General features: G+C 69.8%; 20 protein-coding genes. 16 read left to right on the top strand and 4 right to left on the bottom strand.

The features are described 5' to 3' along the window. Positions 1-31: 31 nt before the first annotated feature. From ACSVDD_RS09905 to ACSVDD_RS09895, 3 genes are read left to right on the top strand one after another with little or no spacing between them, the layout of a single operon-like run. On the top strand, positions 32-985 hold the full coding sequence (locus tag ACSVDD_RS09905; protein WP_448189179.1) for a CoA transferase subunit A: 954 nt from the start codon (positions 32-34) through the stop codon (positions 983-985). Continuing rightward, on the top strand, positions 978-1745 hold the full coding sequence (locus ACSVDD_RS09900; RefSeq protein ID WP_448189178.1) for a CoA-transferase subunit beta: 768 nt from the start codon (positions 978-980) through the stop codon (positions 1743-1745). Before ACSVDD_RS09905 ends, ACSVDD_RS09900 begins: the two co-directional genes overlap by 8 nt. Positions 1746-1771: 26 nt before the next feature. Further along, positions 1772-2725 (top strand): LLM class flavin-dependent oxidoreductase, encoded by a 954-nt coding sequence (locus ACSVDD_RS09895; protein WP_448189177.1) that lies wholly within the window; start codon positions 1772-1774, stop codon positions 2723-2725. Positions 2726-2788: 63 nt separating this feature from the next. On the opposite strand, the gene ACSVDD_RS09890 is transcribed toward ACSVDD_RS09895, so the two are convergent. From ACSVDD_RS09890 to pxpB, 3 genes are read right to left on the bottom strand one after another with little or no spacing between them, the layout of a single operon-like run. Next, entirely contained in the window at positions 2789-3595 is an 807-nt protein-coding gene (locus ACSVDD_RS09890; RefSeq protein ID WP_448189176.1) for a GntR family transcriptional regulator, read from the bottom strand. Positions 3596-3628: 33 nt separating this feature from the next. After that, positions 3629-4684: a 5-oxoprolinase subunit C family protein gene (locus tag ACSVDD_RS09885; RefSeq protein WP_448189175.1), complete on the bottom strand. Its 1056-nt coding sequence runs from the start codon at positions 4682-4684 to the stop codon at positions 3629-3631. Further along, the gene (gene pxpB / locus ACSVDD_RS09880) at positions 4681-5415 is read right to left on the bottom strand and encodes a 5-oxoprolinase subunit PxpB (protein WP_448189174.1); all 735 of its coding nucleotides are present in this window, start codon (positions 5413-5415) and stop codon (positions 4681-4683) included. Before pxpB ends, ACSVDD_RS09885 begins: the two co-directional genes overlap by 4 nt. 174 nt (positions 5416-5589) lie before the next feature. Here pxpB and ACSVDD_RS09875 point away from each other — a divergent pair, with 174 nt between their 5' ends. The 8 genes from ACSVDD_RS09875 to ACSVDD_RS09840 all read left to right on the top strand — a co-directional run bounded on the left by ACSVDD_RS09875 (position 5590) and on the right by ACSVDD_RS09840 (position 14361). Further along, positions 5590-6363 carry a LamB/YcsF family protein gene (locus ACSVDD_RS09875; RefSeq protein WP_448189173.1) on the top strand — a complete coding sequence of 258 codons (774 nt, stop codon included), beginning with the start codon at positions 5590-5592 and terminating at the stop codon, positions 6361-6363. A 54-nt stretch (positions 6364-6417) separates the two neighbouring features. Next, positions 6418-7140: an NADPH-dependent F420 reductase gene (npdG, locus tag ACSVDD_RS09870; RefSeq protein ID WP_448189172.1), complete on the top strand. Its 723-nt coding sequence runs from the start codon at positions 6418-6420 to the stop codon at positions 7138-7140. Between the two features lie 12 nt (positions 7141-7152). Continuing rightward, positions 7153-7911 (top strand): coenzyme F420-0:L-glutamate ligase, encoded by a 759-nt coding sequence (cofE, locus tag ACSVDD_RS09865; protein WP_448189171.1) that lies wholly within the window; start codon positions 7153-7155, stop codon positions 7909-7911. 7 nt (positions 7912-7918) lie between these two features. After that, entirely contained in the window at positions 7919-8872 is a 954-nt protein-coding gene (gene cofD, locus ACSVDD_RS09860) for a 2-phospho-L-lactate transferase (RefSeq protein ID WP_448189170.1), read from the top strand. Then, positions 8869-9558, top strand: a complete 690-nt coding sequence (gene cofC, locus ACSVDD_RS09855; protein ID WP_448189169.1) for a 2-phospho-L-lactate guanylyltransferase — start codon at positions 8869-8871, stop codon at positions 9556-9558. Before cofD ends, cofC begins: the two co-directional genes overlap by 4 nt. Positions 9559-9566: 8 nt before the next feature. Further along, the gene (cofH, locus tag ACSVDD_RS09850; protein WP_448189168.1) at positions 9567-11969 is read left to right on the top strand and encodes a 5-amino-6-(D-ribitylamino)uracil--L-tyrosine 4-hydroxyphenyl transferase CofH; all 2403 of its coding nucleotides are present in this window, start codon (positions 9567-9569) and stop codon (positions 11967-11969) included. 99 nt (positions 11970-12068) lie between these two features. Beyond that, positions 12069-12992: a phytanoyl-CoA dioxygenase family protein gene (locus tag ACSVDD_RS09845; protein WP_448189167.1), complete on the top strand. Its 924-nt coding sequence runs from the start codon at positions 12069-12071 to the stop codon at positions 12990-12992. A gap of 184 nt (positions 12993-13176) precedes the next feature. Next, positions 13177-14361, top strand: a complete 1185-nt coding sequence (locus ACSVDD_RS09840) for a sensor histidine kinase (RefSeq protein WP_448189166.1) — start codon at positions 13177-13179, stop codon at positions 14359-14361. A 12-nt stretch (positions 14362-14373) separates the two neighbouring features. On the opposite strand, the gene ACSVDD_RS09835 is transcribed toward ACSVDD_RS09840, so the two are convergent. Next, on the bottom strand, positions 14374-15399 hold the full coding sequence (locus tag ACSVDD_RS09835; RefSeq protein WP_448189165.1) for a DUF4424 family protein: 1026 nt from the start codon (positions 15397-15399) through the stop codon (positions 14374-14376). Positions 15400-15579: 180 nt separating this feature from the next. Between ACSVDD_RS09835 and ACSVDD_RS09830 the strand changes: the two genes are divergently transcribed. From ACSVDD_RS09830 to ACSVDD_RS09810, 5 genes are all read left to right on the top strand, one after another. Beyond that, positions 15580-17208, top strand: coding sequence for an acyl-CoA synthetase (locus tag ACSVDD_RS09830; protein WP_448189164.1), 1629 nt, complete (start codon positions 15580-15582; stop codon positions 17206-17208). Positions 17209-17219: 11 nt separating this feature from the next. Then, a complete protein-coding gene (locus ACSVDD_RS09825) occupies positions 17220-17969 on the top strand; it encodes an electron transfer flavoprotein subunit beta/FixA family protein (protein ID WP_448189163.1) in 750 nt (249 codons plus the stop codon). A 1-nt stretch (position 17970) separates the two neighbouring features. Beyond that, complete coding sequence (locus ACSVDD_RS09820) at positions 17971-18900, top strand: electron transfer flavoprotein subunit alpha/FixB family protein (protein WP_448189162.1); 930 nt, start codon at positions 17971-17973, stop codon at positions 18898-18900. 212 nt (positions 18901-19112) lie between these two features. Next, positions 19113-20906, top strand: a complete 1794-nt coding sequence (locus tag ACSVDD_RS09815) for an acyl-CoA dehydrogenase C-terminal domain-containing protein (protein WP_448189161.1) — start codon at positions 19113-19115, stop codon at positions 20904-20906. Between the two features lie 82 nt (positions 20907-20988). Beyond that, a partial coding sequence (locus tag ACSVDD_RS09810; protein WP_448189645.1) for an FAD-binding protein occupies positions 20989-21118 on the top strand: 130 nt, incomplete at its 3' end.

The raw sequence follows: 21118 nt of genomic DNA, 5'->3' as shown, positions 1-21118 counted from the left end.
CGCGCGGCAGAGAGGGGAGGAAACATCCGTGGTGATATCCTACGAACAGTTGAGGGCCGAGACCGCCGCGCGCGACCGCAGCCTGCGCGAGAAGGTCATGACCCTCGAAGAGGCGGCGGCACTGATCCACGACGGCGACCACGTCGCCATCGGCGGCTGCATGATGTCGCGCACCCCCATGGCGATGATCTGGGCGCTGGTGCGCGCCGGCCGGCAGGATTTGACCTTCTCGCGTTCCATCGTGTCGTCGGACGGCGACATCATCTTCGCCTCGGGCATCGGCAAGAAGATGATCACCTCGTGGTTCAGCCAGGGCATCGTCTGGGGCATCTCCAAGGTGATGCGCCACTGGGTCGAATCCGGCCGCGCCGAGTTCGAGGAGTGGAGCCACATGTCCATGGGCCTGCGCTATCGCGCCGGGGCCATGGGGCTGCCGTTCATGCCCACGCGGTCCATGATGGGCTCCGACGTGCGCCGCCGCGTCGAGGGCCAGCTGAAGGAGATGGACTGCCCGTTCACCGGCGAGAAGCTGCTGCTGCTGCCGGCGCTCAACCCGGATGTGGCGATCATTCACGTGCAGCGCTGCGATCCCTACGGCAACGCGCAGCTCGACGGCTTGCAGTTCATGGACATCGACCTGCCGCTGGCAGCGAAGAAGGTGATCGTCACCACCGAGCGCATCGTCTCCAACGACCAGATCCGCCGCGCCCCCGACCACACGAAGTTCCCCTTCTTCACCGTCGAGGCGGTGGTCGAGGTGCCCTACGGCAGCGCGCCGCACGAGTGCTACGGCCACTACGAGCCCTTCTTCAAGCACATGGACCAGTTCGCCGCGCTGACCAAGAAGGACCCGGAACAGGGCGCCCGCGAGTACCTGGAGCGCTTCTACCACGAACCCAAGAGCTGGACCGACACGCTGGGCCGCATGGGCCTGGGCGACCTTCTGGCGGCGACCCGCGGCGGCAGGAGCATCCACAATGTCTGAGCGCACCTACACGGCATCCGAACTGCTGGCGGTGATGGCCAGCCGCTCGCTGGACGACGGCATCACGGTGTTCGCCGGGGTCGGCACGCCGCTCTTGGCGGCGACGCTGGCGCAGCGCCTGCACGCGCCGGGCCTGACCATCCTGTTCGAGGGCGGCGTCATCGGCCCGTTCATCGTGCCCGGCGAGCTGCCGCCCTCCACCAACGAGCAGCGCTGCACCCGGCAGGCCAACATGCTCTGCCCGATCACCGACGTGCTGCTGCTTTTGCAGCGCGGCTATGTGGACGTGGGCTTCCTGGGCGGCGCGCAGATCGACCGCTACGGCAACATCAACAGCTCGTTCATCGGTGATCCCGACCACCCCGACCTCCGCATGCCCGGCACCGGCGGCGGCAACGACATCGCCAGCCTGTCGCGCGTCATCGTCGCCACCAAGCACGAGAAGCGCCGCTTCGTCGAAAAGGTCGAGTACATCACCAGCCCCGGCTATCTGGAGGGCGGCGACAGCCGCCGGCAATCCGGCCTGCTGGCGGGCGGCCCGTACAAGATCATCACCGATCTGGCGATCATGGGCTTCCACCCCGAGACCAAGCGCATGCAGGTCGAGGCGCTGCACCCCGGCGTGACCATGGCCAAGGTGCAGGAGAACACCGGCTTCGAGATCGACATGGCGGACGACGTCCACACCACCGAGCCGCCCACCGACAAGGAACTGGCGGTGCTGCGCACCATCGACCCCGACCGCCTGTACATCGGCTGAAGAACGAGAACGCGAGGAGACGCCTCATGTCATCGAAGACCGTCAAAGTCGGCATCGCGATGCGGAACTTCACCCGGTACCCCGAGATGCCGGACCCGCGCGCCCTCCTGGACTACGGCATCTGGGTGGAGGAGCTGGGGTTCGAATCGCTGTGGGTGTGGGACCACATCCTGCTCGGCACCGACCCCAACTTCCCCATCGCCGACTCCCTCACCATGCTCACCGCCGTAGCGGCGCGCACCAAGAAGATCAAGCTCGGCACCGGCGTGCTGGTGCTGCCGCTGCGCAACCCGCTGCTGCTCGCCAAGCAGCTTTCGACGCTGGATCTGCTGTCGGACGGGCGGCTGGTGCTGGCGATGGCGTCGGGCTGGTACAAGCGCGAGTTCGACGCGGTCGGCGTGCCGTTCGAGCAGCGCGGCAAGATCATGGACAAGAACCTGGAGATCATGACCCGCCTGTGGACGGAGCCCTCGGTCACCGCCGAGATGGAGCCGTACAACATGCGCGAGGCGGTGATGTACCCCAAACCCGGCACCAAGCCGCGCCCGACGATCCTGATCGGCGGCTATGTGGACGCGGTGCTGAAGCGCGCCGGCCAGAGCGGCGACGGCTGGCTGACCTACTTCTACACGCCCGACGCCTTCACCCGGTCCTGGGAGAAGGTGGTCAACTTTGCCAAGGAGGCGGGCAAGGACCCGGCCACGCTGCAGAACGGCAACCAGTTGCCGATCATGATCGGCGAGAGCCGCGAGGCGGTGAAGGACAAGATGATGGAGTGGCTGACCACCGAGTGGGACTTCGCCTCATGGAGCGAATCCACCACCGACAGCGCCATCATGGGCACGCCGGAGGAATGCCTGGAGCAGCTCCGCGCGCATGTGGACGTCGGCATCCAGCGCATCGTGCTGGTGCCCTACCGCTACGAACGCGGGCAGATCGAAACCATCGCCCGCGAGATCCTGCCCAAGCTCCAGGGCTGACGGGCGTCAGGAAAAAGCGCGTCAAGAAAGAGCCCCTCTCCCCTTGCGGGAGAGGGGCTCTTTCTACGTCACCAGCTTCAGCCCATTCCCCCCGCCGTCCTTCAGCAGGTCGATGTCGAAGCGCACGCAGTCGCCGCGGTAGACCAGTTCGGCGACGTAGATCACCACACCGTCGCGGTTCTCGACCACATAGCGGGCCTCGGCGATGGGTGCGTTGAGCGGGATGCGCAGCAGCTCGGCGGTTTCCGGATCGGCGCTGCCGATCACCACCGTGGCCTGCGCGCGGCCGATGTCGTCGCGCTGATGGCGCACCAGAACCGGCAGCGTGGTGTGCGTCTCGAACTCCTCGGGGAAGCGCCCGTAGATGTCCTGCGCCACGTGCACGTTGGCGATGGCGAAGGGCTCGCCGGCCCGGTACTGGATGCTGCGCAGGTAATGGTAGTCCTCGGCCGGCTGGCCGTCCTCCGGCCGCAGGCGCGGCAGCAGCGGCGGGTCCTTCACGGTGACGAATTTCGGCACGTTGCCGTCGATGGTCTGGACCAGCGATTCCATGTCGATGGCGAGGCGCAGCCAGCGCCGCTCCCGCGTGTCCTGGCTGACGAAGGTGCCCTTGCCCTGCTGGCGCCAGACCAAGCCTTCCTTCTGCAAAATGTCGATGGCTTGCCGCACGGTCACCCGCGCGACCTGGAACTCCTGTTCCAGTTCGTCCAGCGTCGGGATCTTCTGGCCGGCGGCGAAGTGCCCGTCCTCGATGCGCCGGCGCAGCAGCGTCGCCACCTGGATGTACAGCGGCACCCGGCTGCGCTTGAAGGTCCGCGCCAGATTCTGGGCCGTGCGCGTCGGGGCGGCGGTGCGTTGCTTCACGGGCATACTCTCACATCCTTCGCAACCTGTGCCTTCTCTCTACCCGAGGGCGGCATCGGCGTCATCCCATTCGAAGCCGCTGACGGCGCCGCTCACCAGATTGGCGGTGTACAGCGCCTCCAGATCGACCACGCTCTCGTCCGCCGGCACCAGCCCGGCGATCACGCGCTTGAGCCACGCCTCGTGCGCGCGGCGCAGCGTCTGCGCCTCCTCGACGCCGACAATGGCGAAGCGCACGCGGTCACCGGGGCGAAGCCGCCCGGCCCGCGGCAGGTCCGCCGTGCACACCGCGCCGATCTTCGGATAGCCGCCGGTGGTCTGCCGGTCGGCCAGCAGCAGCACCGGCCGCCCGTCACCCGGCACCTGAATCGCCCCCCAGGCGATGCCGTCCGACACGATGTCGTGCCCGCCCACATGCGTCAGCGCCGGCCCCTCCAGCCGCAGCCCCATGCGGTCGGCCGCCGGCCCGACCGTGTAGTCCGAGCCGCAGAACAGCGCCACGGCGTCGGCCGGAAAACGGTCGTCCTGCGGCCCCAGCACGATGCGCAGCGGCCCACCGCCCATGGCGGGCGGGTCGGGAAGCCGCAGGTCGCCGCGCTCCGACGCCCGCGCGCGGCGCAGCGGCAGCCGGTCGCCGGCCGCGAGCGCCCGCCCCTTGAACCCGCCGAAGCCGCCGCGCGTGTAGGTGGCGCGGCTGCCCAGCACCGGCGCCACGTCGAAGCCCCCTTCCACCGCCAGATACGCGCACGCGGCCTGACGCGACGCCATCACCCGCACCCGGTCGCCCTGCTTGAGGATGACGCTGCGCCACGCCGGCACGGTGCGCCCATCCATCCCTTCCAGCACCAAGGCGCCGTCGAACGCCGCCAGCGCGACGCGGACGGAGGGGGCCGCCACCTCCAGCACCGGCCCGGCGTGCAGGATCTCCAGCGCCGCCTCACCGGCACCGTTGCCGACCAGCGCGTTGGCGAGGCGCAACTGGTCGGGGTCGAGCGCGCCGGACACCGGCACGCCGAGCGCCTGGGCGCCGAACCGGCCGGCGTCCTGGACCGTGGTGTGCAGCCCCGGCTGCACGACGGCGAGAACAGCGCTCATGCCGCCACCTCCTCCACCGACAGCGCCCCCTCGCCCGCCGCCCAGGCGGCGCGCAGATCGTCGAAGGCGGCGCGCTCGACCGGTTCGAAGCGGACGCGGTCGCCGGGGCCGAGCAGGGCCGGCGGATCGCGCGCGATGTCGAAGAAATCGACGGGCACCGCGCCGATGAGCCGCCAGCCGCCGGGGCTCTCCAGCGGGTAGACCGCGGTCATGGCGTTGGCGATGGCGACCGAGCGCGGCGGCACGCGCACGCGCGGCGTGGTCAGCCGCGGCAGCCGCAACGGCTCCGGCAGGTCGCCCATGTACGGAAACCCCGGCAGGAACCCCAGCATGTAGACGTGGTAATCGACCGAGCCGTGCAGCCGCACCACCTCGCCCGGCGTCATCCCGGTCCGCGCGGCGACCTCCGCCAGATCGGGCGCCAGATCCTCGTCGTAGCAGGCGGGCATGTGGACGAGGCGCAGGCGCCGTTCACCGACCTCGATGCCCGCCAACACCTCCCGCGCGCGGCCGGCGATGGCGGCGAAGTCCAGAATCAGCGGGTCGTACTGGACGAGCAGCGAGCGGAAGGTCGGCACCAGCTCGACCACCCCCGCGATGGCGGCCCGGCGCAGGGCGTCGGCGAGGGCCGTGACCCGCTCGCTCACATGCCGGTCGATGGTGTCGCCAAGCTCGACCACCAAAGCCGCGTCGCCCTGCGGCAGCAGCCTCGGCCAACCAGTCCCATTCATGACGCATCCTCCCAGCACTTTCCGAAACGGCTTTGCCTTTCAATCGCTTCCGGCCGAAAAATGGGTACTATGGTTCTATACTTGATAAAAGTTCTGGGAGCAACTACGCTGACGATGGAGGCCCGGTCGGGGCGCCCCCGACCGAACCTGACAAGAACAAGGGAGGGTGGAAGGATGGCGCGAAAGGTCAACCTCAACGCGGACATGGGCGAGGGCTTCGGCGCCTATGACATCGGCAACGACGAGGCGCTGCTGTCGATCATCGGCTCCGCCAACGTGGCGTGCGGGTTCCACGCGGGCGACCCCAACGTGATGCACCGCCTCGTCATGCGCGCCAAGGAGACCGGCGTCAGCATCGGCGCGCACCCCGGCTTCAACGACCTCTGGGGCTTCGGCCGCCGCCGCATCGACATGAAGCCGCGCGACCTGGAACTGATGGTCGCCTACCAGATCGGCGCGCTCCAGGCGATCGCCGCCTACGCCGGGACCAAGGTCACGCACGTCAAGCCGCACGGCGCGCTCAACAACATGGCCGCCGAGATCCCGGATTACGCCATGGCCATCGGCCGGGCGATCAAAACGGTGGACCCGTCGCTGATCTACGTGGCGCTCGCCGGGTCGGAGATGGACAAGGCGGGCGAGAGCCTCGGCCTGCGCGTGGCGCGCGAGGCGTTCGTCGACCGGCTGTACGACGACGACGGCAACCTGACCTCCCGCAAGATCGAGGGCTCGGTCATCAAGGACCCGCAGGTGGCCGCCGAGCGCGTGGTGCGGATGGTGCTGGAGCAGGAGATCGTCTCGCGCAACGGCAAGCGCCTCCCCACCCGCATCGACTCCCTGTGCGTCCACGGCGACGAGCCCACCGCCGTCGCCGTCGCCCGGGCCGCCCGCGACGGCCTGCTGGCCGCCGGCATCGAACTGGTGACGATCCCGCAGATGGTGGAATAGCGGATTTCATGATGGCCTGAACTCTTTCATGCCGTCATCCCCGCCTGCGCGGGGATGACGAAAAAGGAACGTTCAGCTCCATCGAAAAACAGCCCTACCCAAGGACACGAGACCATGACCGAAACCACCCGTCCCACCATCGCCGTCATTGGCGGCACCGGCGCGCTTGGGTCCGGCCTCGCCGGGCGCTGGGCGCGCGCCGGCTATCCCGTCGTCATCGGCTCGCGCAGCCCGGAAAAGGCGCAGACCGCCGCGGCCGAATTCAGCGCCAGGGGCGCCAGCCAGGCCGAGGCCGCGGCGATGGCCGACGTCGTCGTGCTGACCGTGCCCTACGCCACCCACAGCGCGGTGATCGACGAGATCCGCCCGCACTGCGCCGGCAAGATCGTGATCGACGCCACCGTGCCGCTGGTTCCGCCCAAGGTCGGCACTGTGCAGCTTCCGGCCGAGGGCTGCGCCGCCGTGCAGGCGCAGCGCGCGTTCGGCGAGGGCGTCACCGTGCTGTCGGCGTTCCACAACGTGTCGGCCCACAAGCTCCAGGGCAGCGCGCCCATCGACTGCGACGTGCTGGTCTTCGGCGACGACAAGGAGGCGCGCGAGTCCGCTCTCCGCCTCGTCGAGGCGGCGGGGCTGCGCGGCATCCAGGGCGGCCCGCTCGCCAACTCCGCGGCGGCGGAGGCGCTGACCTCCGTGCTCATCACCATCAACCGCCTCTACAAGGTCGATGGCGCCGGCATCCGCATCGTCGGCAAGACGGCCGACGGAAACGCGCTGTAGCGGACGCCGGGCGTGACCGCCGTCAGCCTCATCGGCCTTGAGGGATTGCCGCTCGTCCAGCCGGGCGACGACCTCGCGGCGCTGCTGACCGACGCGCTGGAGCGCGCCGGCCAACGGCTGGCGGACGGCGACGCGCTGGTGGTGGCGCAGAAGATCGTCTCCAAGGCGGAAGCGCGGCTGGTGCGGCTGGCCGAAATCACCCCCTCCCCGCGCGCGGTCGAGCTGGCCGGCATCGTGCGCAAGGACTCGCGCCTCATCGAGGTGGTGCTGTCGGAAAGCCGCGCCGTGATCCGCGCTGTGCCCAACGTGTTGATCGTCGAGCACCGCCTGGGCTTCGTCATGGCGAACGCCGGTGTGGACCAGTCCAACATCGAGGGCGATGAGGCTTTCGCCCTGCTGCTGCCCGAGGACCCGGACGGTTCCTGCCGGCGGTTGCGCGCGGCGTTGGAACGGCGGCACGGCGTGCGGCTCGCCGTGGTGATGAACGACAGCTTCGGGCGGCCCTGGCGCAACGGCGTGACCGGCGTGTGCATCGGGGCCTCGGGCCTGCCGGCCCTGCTCGACCGCCGCGGCGCGCCGGACCTGTTCGGGCGGGCGCTGCGCATCACCGAAGTCGCCGTGGGCGACGAGGTGGCCGCCGCCGCGTCCATGGTCATGGGGCAGGCCGGCGAGGGCATCCCGGCGGTCCTGGTGCGCGGGTTGCGCCTCGACGGGCCGGAGCAGCCGGCCTCAGCTCTGATCCGGCCGCGGCAACACGACCTGTTCCGGTGAGGGCGGCATGAACGAGCAGGCCACCAAGATCCTTACCCTGTCCGGCGGCGTCGGCGGCGCCAGGCTGGCGAGCGGGCTGTACGCCGTGCTGCCGCCGGGCGACCTCGGCGTGCTGGTCAACACCGGCGACGACTTCACCCACCTCGGCCTGTCGATCTGCCCGGACATCGACACGGTGACGTACACGCTGGCCGGCGTGGTGAACCCGGGGACCGGCTGGGGCCGGGCCGGCGAGACCTGGGCCTTCATGGACGCCACCGCGGCGCTGGGCGGCGAGACGTGGTTCCGCCTGGGCGACAAGGACCTCGCGGTGCACGTCAAGCGCACCCGCCGCCTGCGCAACGGCGAATCCTTGAGCGCCGTCACCGCCGAGCTGTGCCGCCGCTTCGGCATCTCCGCCGAGGTGATGCCGATGACCGACGACCCGGTCGCCACCATGGTGGACACCGACGAGGGCACGCTGGCCTTCCAGGACTATTTCGTCCGCCGCCGCTGCGAACCGCGGGTGCGCGGCTTCCGCTTCCAGGGCGTCGAAACGGCGCGGCCCAACCCGCACGTGCTGGCGTGGCTGGACGATCCGCGCCTCGCCGCCATCGTCATCGGCCCGTCGAACCCCTTCGTCAGCATCGCCCCCATCCTCGCGGTGCCCGGCCTGCGCGAGGCGCTGGCGCGGCGGCGGGTGCCGCTGGTCGCCGTGTCGCCCATCGTCGGCGGGCAGGCGATCAAGGGACCGGCCGCAAAGATGATGGACGAGCTGGGCATCCGCCCCTCCGCCGCCTGGGTGGCCGAGCAGTACGGCGACCTGCTGGACGGCTTCGTCATCGACGCGGTGGACCGCGACCTCGCCGACAGCATCCAAGGCCCGCGCGTCCTGGTGGCGCAGACCATCATGCGCGACGCCACCGACCGCGCCCGCCTTGCCGGCGAGGTTCTGGCCTTCGCGCGGGAGCTGCGCCGATGAACAGCCGCCGCGATCCCCTCTGGGCCTTGGTCCCCGTCCGCTCGCTGGACGACGGCAAGCGCCGCCTCAGCCCCTTCCTGGCGCCCCAGGAGCGCGCGGCGCTGGTCCGCTCCATGCTGGAGGACGGGCTGGATGCGCTGCGCCGCTGCGCCGCGGTGGACACCGTGGCGGTGGTCACCGGCGACCCGGCCGCCGCGCAAATCGCCTCGGAATACGGCGCCGCCCTCCTGCCCGAGGCGCCGGAAGCCGGCCTCAACCGCAGCCTGGAGTGCGCCCGCGCGTGGCTGCTCTCCAGCACCCCGCGCGCCCACGTGCTGATGATGCCCGCCGACCTGCCCGGAATCACCCCGGCCGAGCTGGAATCCACCGTTCTGGCCGCCGACGCCGACGTGGTGCTGGCGCGCTCCACCGATGGCGGCACCAACGCCATGTTCCTGCGCCCGGTCGCCTCGCTGCCCTTCGGCTTCGGCCCCGACAGTTGCCGGCGCCACCGCGACGCCGCCGCGGCGGCCGGGCGCAGCGTGCGGGTGGTGGACAGCCCCGGCCTCGCCCTCGACATCGACCACCCCGACGACCTTGCCGTCTACCTCCGGCGCGGCGGCTCGTCGCGCACGCTCGGACTTCTCCATCGCCTGCGGATCGCCGACCGGCTCCCAGGCCCGATCAAGGTCCCGGCCGCCCCATGAGGTGCACCATGAACGACCTTCTCGCTGCCGCCGCGCGCGGCGACCGGCTCGACGACGGCGCCGTCCGGCAGCTTGCCGCGCAGGCCGACACCGCGGACTTGCTGAGCGCCGCGCGGGCGCGCCGCGATCTGGCGCACGGCGCGCTGGTGACCTACTCGCCCAAGGTCTTCATCCCGCTCACCACGCTGTGCCGCGACACCTGCCGCTACTGCACCTTCGCGCAGTCGCCGCGGCCGGGCGCCAACGCCTACCTGACCGCCGACGAGGTGCTGTCCATCGCGCGGGCGGGAGCGGCGGCCGGCTGCCGCGAGGCGCTGTTCACCCTGGGCGACAAGCCCGAGCTGCGCTGGCCGCAAGCGCGGGCGGAATTGGAACAGCTGGGCCACCCCAGCACGATTTCCTACCTCGCGGCGATGGCGAAGCTGGTGCTGGACGAGACCGGGCTGCTGCCGCACGCCAACCCCGGCGTGCTGGACGACGGTGAACTGGCGCTGCTGCGCCGGGTGTCGGTGTCGCAGGGGATGATGGTCGAGGTGCTGTCGGAGCGGCTGTGCGAGAAGGGCGGCCCGCACCACGGCTGCCCGGACAAGCACCCCGCCGTGCGCCTCGCCACGCTGGAGGCCGCCGGGCGGGCGGGCGTGCCCTTCACCACCGGCATCCTCATGGGCATCGGCGAGACGCTGGAGGAGCGCGTCGATTCCCTGCTCGCCATCCGCGCGTCGCACGAGCGGCACGGCCACGTGCAGGAGGTCATCGTGCAGAACTTCCGCGCCAAGCCCGGCACGCGCATGGCCGAGGCGCCGGACGCCCCGCACGCGGAGCACCTGCGCGCCATCGCGCTCGCCCGTCTGGCGCTGCCGCCGGAGATGACCGTGCAGGCGCCGCCGAACCTCAGCCCCGGCCATCTGGAGGCGCTGGTGGATGCCGGCATCGACGATTGGGGCGGCGTGTCGCCGGTGACCATCGACCACGTCAACCCCGAGGCCCCCTGGCCGCACCTGACGGAGCTGGAAACCCGCACCCGCGCCGCCGGCAAGGAATTGGCGCCCCGCCTGCCCGTGCACCCCCGCTACGTCCACGCCATGGCCGCGTGGATCGACCCGGCGCTGCACCGCGCCGTCCGCGTCCAAGCCGACGCCGCCGGCTTGGCGCGCGATGCCTGGAGCCCCGGCCAGGACGTTATCCTCCCACCGCCGATGCCCGCCCCCGCCATTGCCGAGGGGGGCCTCGCCGGCATCCTCACCCAGGCGCGCGACGGCCGGCCGTTGTCGCAGGCGCAGATCGTCCGCCTGTTCGCGGCCCGCGGCACGGAGTTCGCCGCCGTGGCCGCCGCCGCCGACGCGCTGCGGCGCGACGTGGTGGGCGACACGGTGAGCTACGTGGTCTGCCGCAACATCAACTACACCAACATCTGCACCTACCGCTGCCGCTTCTGCGCCTTCTCGAAGGGCAAGACCGCCGAGGCGCTGCGCGGCCGCCCCTACGACCTGCCGCACGAGGAGATCGCCGCGCGCACGGTCGAGGCGTGGGAGCGCGGCGGCACCGAGGTGTGCATGCAGGGCGGCATCCACCCGGACTACACCGGCCAGACCTACCTGGACATTCTCGCCACGGTGAAGGGCGCGGTGCCGCAGATGCACGTGCACGCCTTCTCGCCGCTGGAGGTCTGGCAGGGTGCCGCCACCCTCGGCGTCCCGCTGGAGGAGTTCCTGACGGCGCTGAAGCGCGCCGGCCTGGGCTCGCTGCCGGGCACCGCGGCGGAGATCCTCGACGACGACGTGCGCGCCGTGCTCTGCGCCGACAAGGTGAACACCGCGCAATGGCTGGAGGTGATGCGCACCGCCCACCGCGTTGGGCTGCGCAGCACCGCCACCATCATGTACGGCCATGTCGAGCGGCCGGAGCACTGGGCCAACCACCTCATGCGCATCCGCGACCTCCAGCGCGACACCGGCGGCTTCACCGAGTTCGTGCCGCTGCCCTTCGTCCACATGGAGGCGCCGATCTACCTCAAGGGCGGGGCGCGCAAGGGGCCGACGTGGCGCGAGGCGGTGCTGATGCACGCGGTCGGCCGGCTGGCGCTGCACCCGTGGATTCCCAACATCCAGACCTCCTGGGTCAAGATGGGGCCGGAGGGCGTGGCCGCCTGCCTGAACGCCGGTGTCAACGACCTGGGCGGCACGCTGATGGACGAGAGCATCACCCGCGCCGCCGGGGCCGCGCACGGGCAGGAGATGCCGCCGGCCGAGATGGACGCCCTGAGCGCCGCCGCCGGCCGCCCGGTCCGCCAGCGCACCACGCTCTACGGCCACCCGCCGGCCGAACAGGTCGCGCGCTCCTACCGGGCGCCGCCGTTGCGCCCGACACGGAACCCGCCGCCGGTATGGACCCGGCAGAGCCGTGTCGCCTGAGGGACGCCGGCCGCCGTCATGCGGCGCCCGACGAGGTTGAAAGCGAGCGGCTGGATGCAAAAAATAGGGAGGCGCACGCGCCTCCGGAGGTCACCGATCATGCCGCTGCCGTCCCCAACCGAGATCCGGGACGCCTACCGCCGCGACGGGTTCGTCATCGTGCGCGGCGTGTTTTCCGCCGTCGAGGTGGCGGAACTCGCCGCCGCGTTCGACCGGCAGTATGACGCTGGCCTCAAGCACCCGCGCAGCTTCCGCCATGGCAACTTCCACGTCCGCGTCGCCGACGACCCGAGCATCGGCCATACCGTCCGCATGGTGCAATGGCCATCCTACGCCGACGCCGTGCTGAACGCGTTTCGCCAGGACGAGCGGCTGTTCCGCATGGTGGAATCGCTGATCGGCCGCGACGTGAAGCAGATCATCAACCAGATGCACTGGAAGCCGCCTGGCGCGGCTGGCGGCGATTACGCGTTCCACCAGGACAGCCGCTTCCGCCGCCCGCGCGAGGCGTATCGCAACCTCGGCGAATCCTACGTGCAGACCGGCATCGCCGTGGACCCGCACACGGTCCGCAGCGGAGCCATGCGGCTTTACCCCGGCAGCCATCTGTTGGGAGACCTGGACCTCTCGCCGCGCGGCAGCATCCTGGGCTCCGGCATCGCCGAGGAGGTGCTGGAGCGGCACGGGCTCTCCCCATCCCGCCTCGTCGATTTCGACCTGCGGCCGGGTGACGTTGGTTTCTGGCACCCGCACATGATCCACGGTTCGGCGGCGAACCGCTCGTCCCGCGACCGGCGGCTCTACATCAACGGCTACGTCCGCGCGGCCGACTGCGATCGCGGCGAGTGGACCTGGCGCGACGGCCAGCCGGTCCCGCTCGGCGAGGCTGCCCTGGTCCATTACGAAGACCTGCACCGCCGCCCCGAACCGCATTATGTGGACGAGGCGGTTCCCCCCGGTGGCGCTGCACGCGACGCCGATATGTCTGCTAAAGACACGCGCGGATCGCGCCGCGCGCGGTGAACGGGCGCACCGCGGCAAAACTCCAGAGCGTCGACACCGTCGCGGACGCCTGTAATTTCTCCGATACGCGGCATATTGCCTGCGGCGTCGAAACCCTTGGTGCGACTATATTCGATTTAATTCCGGCGGGCCGTGCGGCAGCACACGGCCCGTACCGCGGCTGCGGGTGCGAAGGGGCGATGACGTGGATGCTCTGATCGATTTCCTGTTCGACCCTTCCGGCCTGACGCCGCACGGCTTCTGCCTGTCCTGGAACCCGGCGATCATCTACACCCATGTCACCGGCGACATCCTGATGGGCGTGTCGTACTGCGCGGTGGCCGTGGCGCTGCTGATCTTTACGCGGCGGCGCTCCGACCTGGAGTTCCGCCCCTTGTTCATCGCCTTCATCACCGTGTTCGGGCTGTGCGGGGTGGCGCATCTGTCCGAGGTGGTGACCATGTGGGTCCCGGCCTACGGCGCACAAGGGCTCTACAAGCTGCTGGCGGGGGGCGCGTCGCTGGTCACGGCGATCATCGGCTGGCGCCTGCTGCCACAGGCCCTGGCGCTGACCAGCCCGGCGCAGTTGCGGGCGGTCAACGCCCGGCTCGAGCAGGAGATCGACGGGCACCGCCTGACCGTGAGCCGGCTGCACGCCGCCAAGGAGCGCGCCGAGCAGGCCAGCAAGTCCAAGTCCGACTTCCTCGCCAACATGAGCCACGAGCTGCGCACGCCCTTGAACGCCATCCTCGGCTTTTCCGAGGCGCTGTCGGGCGAGTTCTTCGGCACACTGAACGCCAAGCAGCGCGATTATGCCGGCTACATCCACTTCAGCGGCGCGCACCTGCTGGGGATCATCAACGACATCCTCGACCTGTCCAAGATCGACGCCGGCCGGCTCGAACTGGTGCGCGAGCCCGTCGACGTTGCCGAGGCGGTCACCGCCGCCATCGACGTGATCCGCCCCAAGGCCGAGGAGCACGGCGTCACCGTGACGGCCGAGCTTCCCCTCCACCTGCCGGTCATCGAAGCCGATGGGCTGCGCCTGCGCCAGATCCTGCTCAACCTGCTGTCCAACGCCGTCAAGTTCACGCCCTCCACCGGCAGCGTCCGGGTGAGCGCCCGCGTCCGCGACAACCAGCGGATCGAGATCGTGGTCAGCGACACCGGCATCGGCATGGCCGCGCAGGACATTCCGCGCGCGCTGGAGATGTTCACCCAGGTGGGCAGCGCGCTGACGCGCAAGTATGACGGAACCGGCATCGGGCTGCCGCTGTCGAAGGCGCTGGCGGAACTGCACGGCGGCCGGCTGGAGATCGACAGCGCGCCAGGGCGCGGCACCACGGTCACGGTCCTGTTGCCCATGGCGCTCGCCACCGCCACGCCGTGAGGCATCCGCGACTTATGGCGGCGGGCTCTTCTCGCGAACGAAGACCAGCAGGCGGATGTCGCGGTCGGGAACGAAATCGGCGACGGTCGCTTCGAAGGTCGTCGGACCGGTCTTCTTAAGTCCGTTCCAGCACACCGACAGCATGTTCTCGGGCGCGCCCTTGTCGAGGGTGAGGTGGAAGCGGCCGATCGGCCCCCGCCAGTTGCGGGCCGTGGTGACGATGTACTCGATCTCGGCGGCGCTGAACGGCATGGCGTCTTTGGAAGAGCGGTTCTGCACGGCGGCCAGGGCGCGCCGGGTTCCGTCGTCCAGGCAATAGCGGTCGCCTCCCGGATTTTCCTTGTCGCCGACGAAGCGGCCGACCACCGTCCGGCCATCGACCTCCGTCACCTTGCCGAGAAGGGCATGGCCGACGAACGGCTTGTAGACGTGCCGGACCCGCACATCCTCCCCGGCGGGGAAGGTCTGCCGCCAGAAATACCGGTTCCGCACCTGCCATTGCGGCGTGTTCTCGTCCTCGCCCTCCTGGATCAGCCCGGCGCGCCGCAGCCCCGCGAGCGCCGACGCGGACAGCGCCTTGGCCTGCTCGTCATAACCGCCCCTCGCCCACGGCACCAGATCGAGCGCGCCCGCGGCCTCAAGCTCGCGGGTGACCTCCTTGCCCTGATGGAAGGCGCGGCGCTCCAGGGTCGGGGTGAGCGGGCGGTCGTTGATCCACAGCCTGAAATTCAGGAAATCGTGGCCTTCGGACGGAAAGCCCCAGTTCGGCGCCGTGCTGCCGAGCGAAAGATCGAGATCCGGCAGCGGAAATACCACCATGGTTTCCACCGGATGGTCGCTGACGTTGCGAAAGACGTAGGAGACGCTGATCTCGTCAAGACCGATCCGCAGATCCTCCGCCACCATTCGGATGTCGTTGGTGGAGGAAAGCTCAATGCCGGTCGTGCCCTGGAAGCCGGTGCTGTCGTTGGCGGCAGCCACCCCCGAATGCAGCAGAAAAGCCGCGGCCAGCACAAAAGGAAAGCCCCAGCCAGTCATGGCACCGTCTCCGACTTCCGCAACGCTCGTCCCCCGTCTTTAGCGCACTCATCAGGAATGCGCCCGACTACAATTGGTAACAATCCTGAGAAAGTTGGGCAAAGCTGAACTGCTAGACCCCCCTTCAACGCCGCGTCCAGAAGCGGCAGGCACCGAACGCCGGAAGGGAGCGAACGCCTTATGAACGCCACGAATCCGTACGAGCTGGGGCTCGACAAGAACGCCGCCAATTTCGTCGCCCTGACGCCGCTGACCTTTCTCGAACGCGCCGCCGCGGTCTGGCCGGACCGGATCGCCACCATCCACGGCCCGGTCCGCCGCACCTGGGCCGAGACCTTCACCCGCTGCCGCCAGCTCGCCTCGGCGCTCGCCAAGCGCGGCATCGGGCTGGGCGACACCGTCGCCGTGATGGCCGCCAACACGCCGGAACTGTTCGAGGCGCATTTCGGCGTGCCGCTGGCCGGCGCCGTGCTGAACGCCATCAACACCCGCCTCGACGCCGACGCCATCGCCTTCATCCTGAACCACGCCGAGGCCAAGCTGCTGATCACCGACCGCGAGTTCTCCGCGGTGGTGAAGAAGGCGCTGGCCACCGCCGGGCGCAGCATTCCCGTCATCGACATCGACGATGCGCAGTACACCGGCGGCGAACTGCTCGGCGAGGCCACGTACGAACAGCTTCTGGCCGAGGCCGACGCCGATCTGCCCTGGACCATGCCGGCCGACGAGTGGCAGGCCATCGCGCTGAACTACACCTCGGGCACCACCGGCAACCCCAAGGGCGTCGTCTACCATCACCGCGGCGCCTACCTGAACGCGGTGTCCAACGCGCTGTCCTGGAAGATGGCCGACGCGCCGGTCTATCTGTGGACGCTGCCGATGTTCCACTGCAACGGCTGGTGCTTCCCGTGGACCATGGCGGTGACGGCGGGAACCAGCGTCTGCCTGCGCCACGTGCGGGTCGATGCCATCCTGAACGCCATCCGCGACGAGACAGTGACCAACTTCTGCGGCGCGCCGATCGTGCTCAACATGATCAACAACGCGCCCGAGGCGCTGAAGGATGGCATCACCCACGCGGTCAAGGTGATGACCGCGGGCGCCGCGCCGCCGGCTCCGGTGATCGCCGGCATGGAGCGCATGGGCTGGGACGTTACCCACGTCTACGGCCTGACCGAGACCTACGGCCCCGCCGTGCAGTGCGTCTGGCACGACCGCTGGAATCCGCTGCCGCTGGAGGAAAAGGCCCAGCTGAAGTCCCGCCAGGGCGTGCGCGGCCCGATGCTGGAGGGCCTGATGGTGGCCGACCCGTTCACCCTCGCCCCTTGCCCCAAGGACGGCAGCACGGTCGGTGAGATCTTCATGCGCGGCAACAACGTCATGAAGGGCTATCTCAAGAACCCCGCCGCCACCGAGGAATCCTTTGCCGGCGGCTGGTTCCACACCGGCGACCTCGCGGTCTGGCACGCGGACGGCTACGTCGAGATCAAGGACCGCTCGAAGGACATCATCATCTCCGGCGGCGAGAACATCTCCAGCATCGAGATCGAGGACGTCCTCTACGCCCACCCCGCCATCATGGAGGCCGCCGTCGTGGCGCGCCCCGACGCGAAGTGGGGCGAGACGCCGTGCGCCTTCGTCACCCTGAAGGACGGCGCCGACGTGACCGAGGCCGACATCATCACCTTCTGCCGCGAGCGCATGGCGCACTTCAAGGTGCCGAAGACCATCGTCTTCGAGCCGCTGCCCAAGACGTCTACCGGCAAGATCCAGAAATTCATGCTGCGCCAGAAAGTCAAAGAGCTGTGAGGGAAAACGCCATGAAGGTTCTTGTCGCGGTCAAGCGGGTCATCGACTACAACGTCAAGGTCCGGGTGAAGGCCGACAACAGCGGCGTCGAGACCCAGAACGTCAAGTTCTCGATGAACCCCTTCGACGAAATCGCCGTCGAGGAGGCCGTCCGGCTGAAGGAAGCCGGCAAGGCGACGGAAATCGTCGTGGTCTCCATGGGGCCGCAGGCCGCGCAGGAGACCATCCGAACCGCGCTGGCCATGGGTGCGGATCGCGGCATCCTGGTCCTCAGCGACGCCGAGCTTCAGCCGCTGGCCGTCGCCAAGTTGCTGAAGGCGGTGGTCGAGAAGGAGCAGCCCGGTCTGGTCATCCTCGGCAAGCAGGCCATCGACGACGATTCCAACCAGACCGGCCAGATGCTGGCCGCGCTGCTGGACCGGCCGCAGGGCACCTTCGCCTCCAAGCTCACCGTGGACGGCGGCGAGGTCCAGGTCGTCCGCGAAGTGGACGGCGGCCTGGAGACGGTGCGCCTCACGCTGCCGGCGGTGGCCACCGCCGACCTGCGCCTGAACGAGCCGCGCTACGCCTCGCTGCCCAACATCATGAAGGCGAAGAAGAAGCCGCTGGACACGGTGTCTCCGGCCGACCTGGGCGTCGACACAGCGGCGCGCCTGATCACCCTGCGGGTGGACGAGCCGGCCAGCCGCAAGGCCGGGATCAGGGTCGCCGACGTGGCGGCCCTGGTGGACAAGCTGAAGAACGAAGCGAAGGTGATCTGAGATGGGCATCCTCGTCCTGGCCGAGCATGAGGGCGGCGCGCTGAAGCCCGCCGTGCTCAACACCGTCACCGCCGCCGCCGCCATCGGCGGCGACATCCACGTCCTGATCGCCGGCACCGGCATCGCCGGTGTGGCGCAGGCCGCCGCCAAGATCGCCGGCGTGTCCAAGGTTCTGGTGGCCGACGACGCGGCTTACGCGCACGCTCTGGCCGAACCGCTGGCGGCCCTGGTCGCCGGTCTCGCCAAGGGCTACGGCCATGTGCTGGCGCCCGCCAGCACCACGGGCAAAAACGTCCTGCCGCGCGTCGCCGCGCTGATCGACGTGGCGCAGATCTCGGAGATCACCGCCGTCGTGTCGCCCGACACCTTCGTGCGGCCGATCTACGCCGGCAACGCGCTGGCGACGGTGCAGTCCACCGATGCCGTCAAGGTCATCACCGTGCGCTCGACCGGCTTCGCCGCGGCCCCGGCCGAAGGCGGTTCGGCGGTCATCGAGCCGGTGGCGGCGGCCGGCGATCCGGGCGTGTCCACGTTCGTCTCGGCCGAGCTGTCCAAGTCCGAGCGGCCGGAGCTGACCGCCGCCCGCGTGGTGGTTTCCGGCGGGCGCGGCATGCAGTCGGGTGAGAACTTCCACCTGCTGGAAAAGGTCGCCGACAAGCTGGGCGGCGCCGTGGGCGCGTCCCGCGCCGCGGTGGACGCCGGCTACGTGCCGAACGACTATCAGGTCGGCCAGACCGGCAAGATCGTCGCGCCTGAGCTGTACGTCGCGGTCGGCATTTCCGGCGCCATCCAGCACCTCGCCGGCATGAAGGACTCGAAAGTCATCGTCGCCATCAACAAGGACGAGGAGGCGCCGATCTTCCAGGTCGCCGACTACGGTCTGGTGGCCGACCTCTTCAAGGCGCTGCCCGAATTGGAGCAGACGATCTGAACAAGTCCGCCGCACCAAAGCGTCCCCCGCGGGTGCGGAACTCAGGGCCGGTTGGCCTGGAGCGGTTTCCGTTACTGCTTGAAGCCCCTCTCCCCTCGCGGGGGAGGGGCTTCAGGCAAGCACGGAAACCGCCGTTACCACCGCCACCCGGCCCTCCTTTCTTTTTGCGAACCAACAAGCGCGGGAGCCTGCGCAACACCGGGAGACAGAGCATGAGCACCTACGTTCCGCCGCTGCGCGACATCCGCTTCACCCTTGAGGAACTCGTCGGCCTGGACGGTGTCACCGCCCTGCCCGGCTTCGAGGAAGCGACCTCCGAACTGGCCGAGAGCGTCCTCACCGAAGCCGGCGCCATCGCCGAGGGGGTGCTCGGGCCGCTGAACCGCGTCGGCGACCAGCAGGGTGCGCGCATCGAGAACGGCGTGGTCCGCACCGCCGAGGGCTGGACCGAGGCGTGGCGCACCCTGGTGGACGGCGGCTGGAACGGCCTGCCGTTCGAGGCCGAGCACGGCGGCATGGGCCTGCCCAACCTGCTCAACACCGCCGTGCACGAGATGTGGCAGGCGGCCAACATGGCCTTCACGCTGTGCCCCATGCTGACCCAGGGCGCGGTCAACGCCATCCGCCTGTACGGCTCCGACCAGCAGAAGGCGCACTACCTGCCGAAGATGGTGTCCGGCGAATGGACCGGCACCATGAACCTGACCGAGCCGCAGGCCGGCTCCGACCTCGCCGCGGTGCGGACCAAGGCGGTTCCCGCCGGTGACCATTTCCTCGTCAGCGGCCAGAAGATCTTCATCACCTACGGCGACCATGATCTGGCCGAGAACATCATCCATCTGGTTCTGGCCCGCCTGCCCGACGCCCCGGCGGGCGTCAAGGGCATCTCGCTGTTCCTGGTGCCCAAGTATTTGACCGACGACAACGGCGCCATCACCACCCCCAACGACCTGAAATGCGCCTCGCTGGAGCACAAGCTGGGCATCAACGCCAGCCCGACGGCGGTGATGTCGTTCGGCGACGGCGAGGGGGCCATCGGCTACCTGATCGGCCAGCCCAACCGTGGCCTCGAATACATGTTCTCGATGATGAACCACGCCCGTTTGGCGGTGGGCCTGCAAGGCCTCGCCATCGCCGAGCGTGCCTATCAGCAGGCGCTGGGCTACGCCCGCGAGCGGGTGCAGGGGCGTCCGGTGGGCTGGACCGCGGCCACCTCAGCGGCCATCGTCCACCATCCCGACGTGCGGCGCCTGCTGATGACCATGAAGTGCCAGATCGAGGCGATGCGCGGTCTGCACTACACCGCCGCCGCAGCGGTGGACGTGGCGCACTCCCACCCTGACGCCGCCAAGCGCCAGGAGGCGCAGACCCTCGTCGAGCTGCTGACCCCGATCGCTAAGGGCTGGTGCACCGAGGTTGGGCAGGACATCGCCTCGCTGGGCGTGCAGATTCACGGCGGCATGGGCTACATCGAGGAAACCGGAGCGGCCCAGCACCTGCGCGACGCCCGCATCACCACCATCTATGAGGGGACCACCGCGATCCAGGCCAACGATCTGGTCTTCCGCAAGATCCTGCGCGACCAGGGCGCCGCGGTGCGGAAGCTGCTGGCCGAGATCACGGGGCTGGCCGCGGAACTGGCGCGGACCGGGGACGAGACGCTCACCATCGTCGGCTCCCGGCTGGCGGATGCGGCCGAGGCGGCCGGGCGGGCGGTGGATTGGCTGCTGACCGCTGCGACGCAGGACCCGCGCCTGCCGGCGGCGGCGGCGGTGCCGGTCCTTGAGCTGATGGGCGCGCTGGTCGGTGGCCAGCAGGTGGCGCGCGCCGCCCAGATCGCCACGGCGCGGATCGCCGAGGGCAGCGACCATGACGGCTTCTACGCCGCCAAACGGGTGACCGCCCGGTTCTACGCCGAGCACATCCTGCCCCAGGTCGCCGGCCTGGAGCGGACCGCCACGGCGGGGTCCGGCACGGTGATGGCTCTGGACGAAGCCCTGCTCTGACCACGGCCCGGCGGCGGGCTCCAGGGTCCGCCGCCGGGGGGCGGCCGAGGGGCGGAGAGCGCATTTCCGGGGAGGAAAGACCATGAGTGCACGTGAGGTGATGGAATACGACGTCGTCGTCGTGGGTGGCGGTCCGTCCGGGCTGTCCGCCGCCATCCGTCTGAAACAACTGGCGAACGAGAGCGGCCGCGAGCTGTCGGTGTGCCTCATCG

The sequence above is a fragment of the Azospirillum terrae genome, assembly GCF_053470425.1.
The sequence above is the reverse complement of the archived record's forward strand: the minus strand, read 5'-3'. Positions and strand labels throughout refer to the sequence as shown.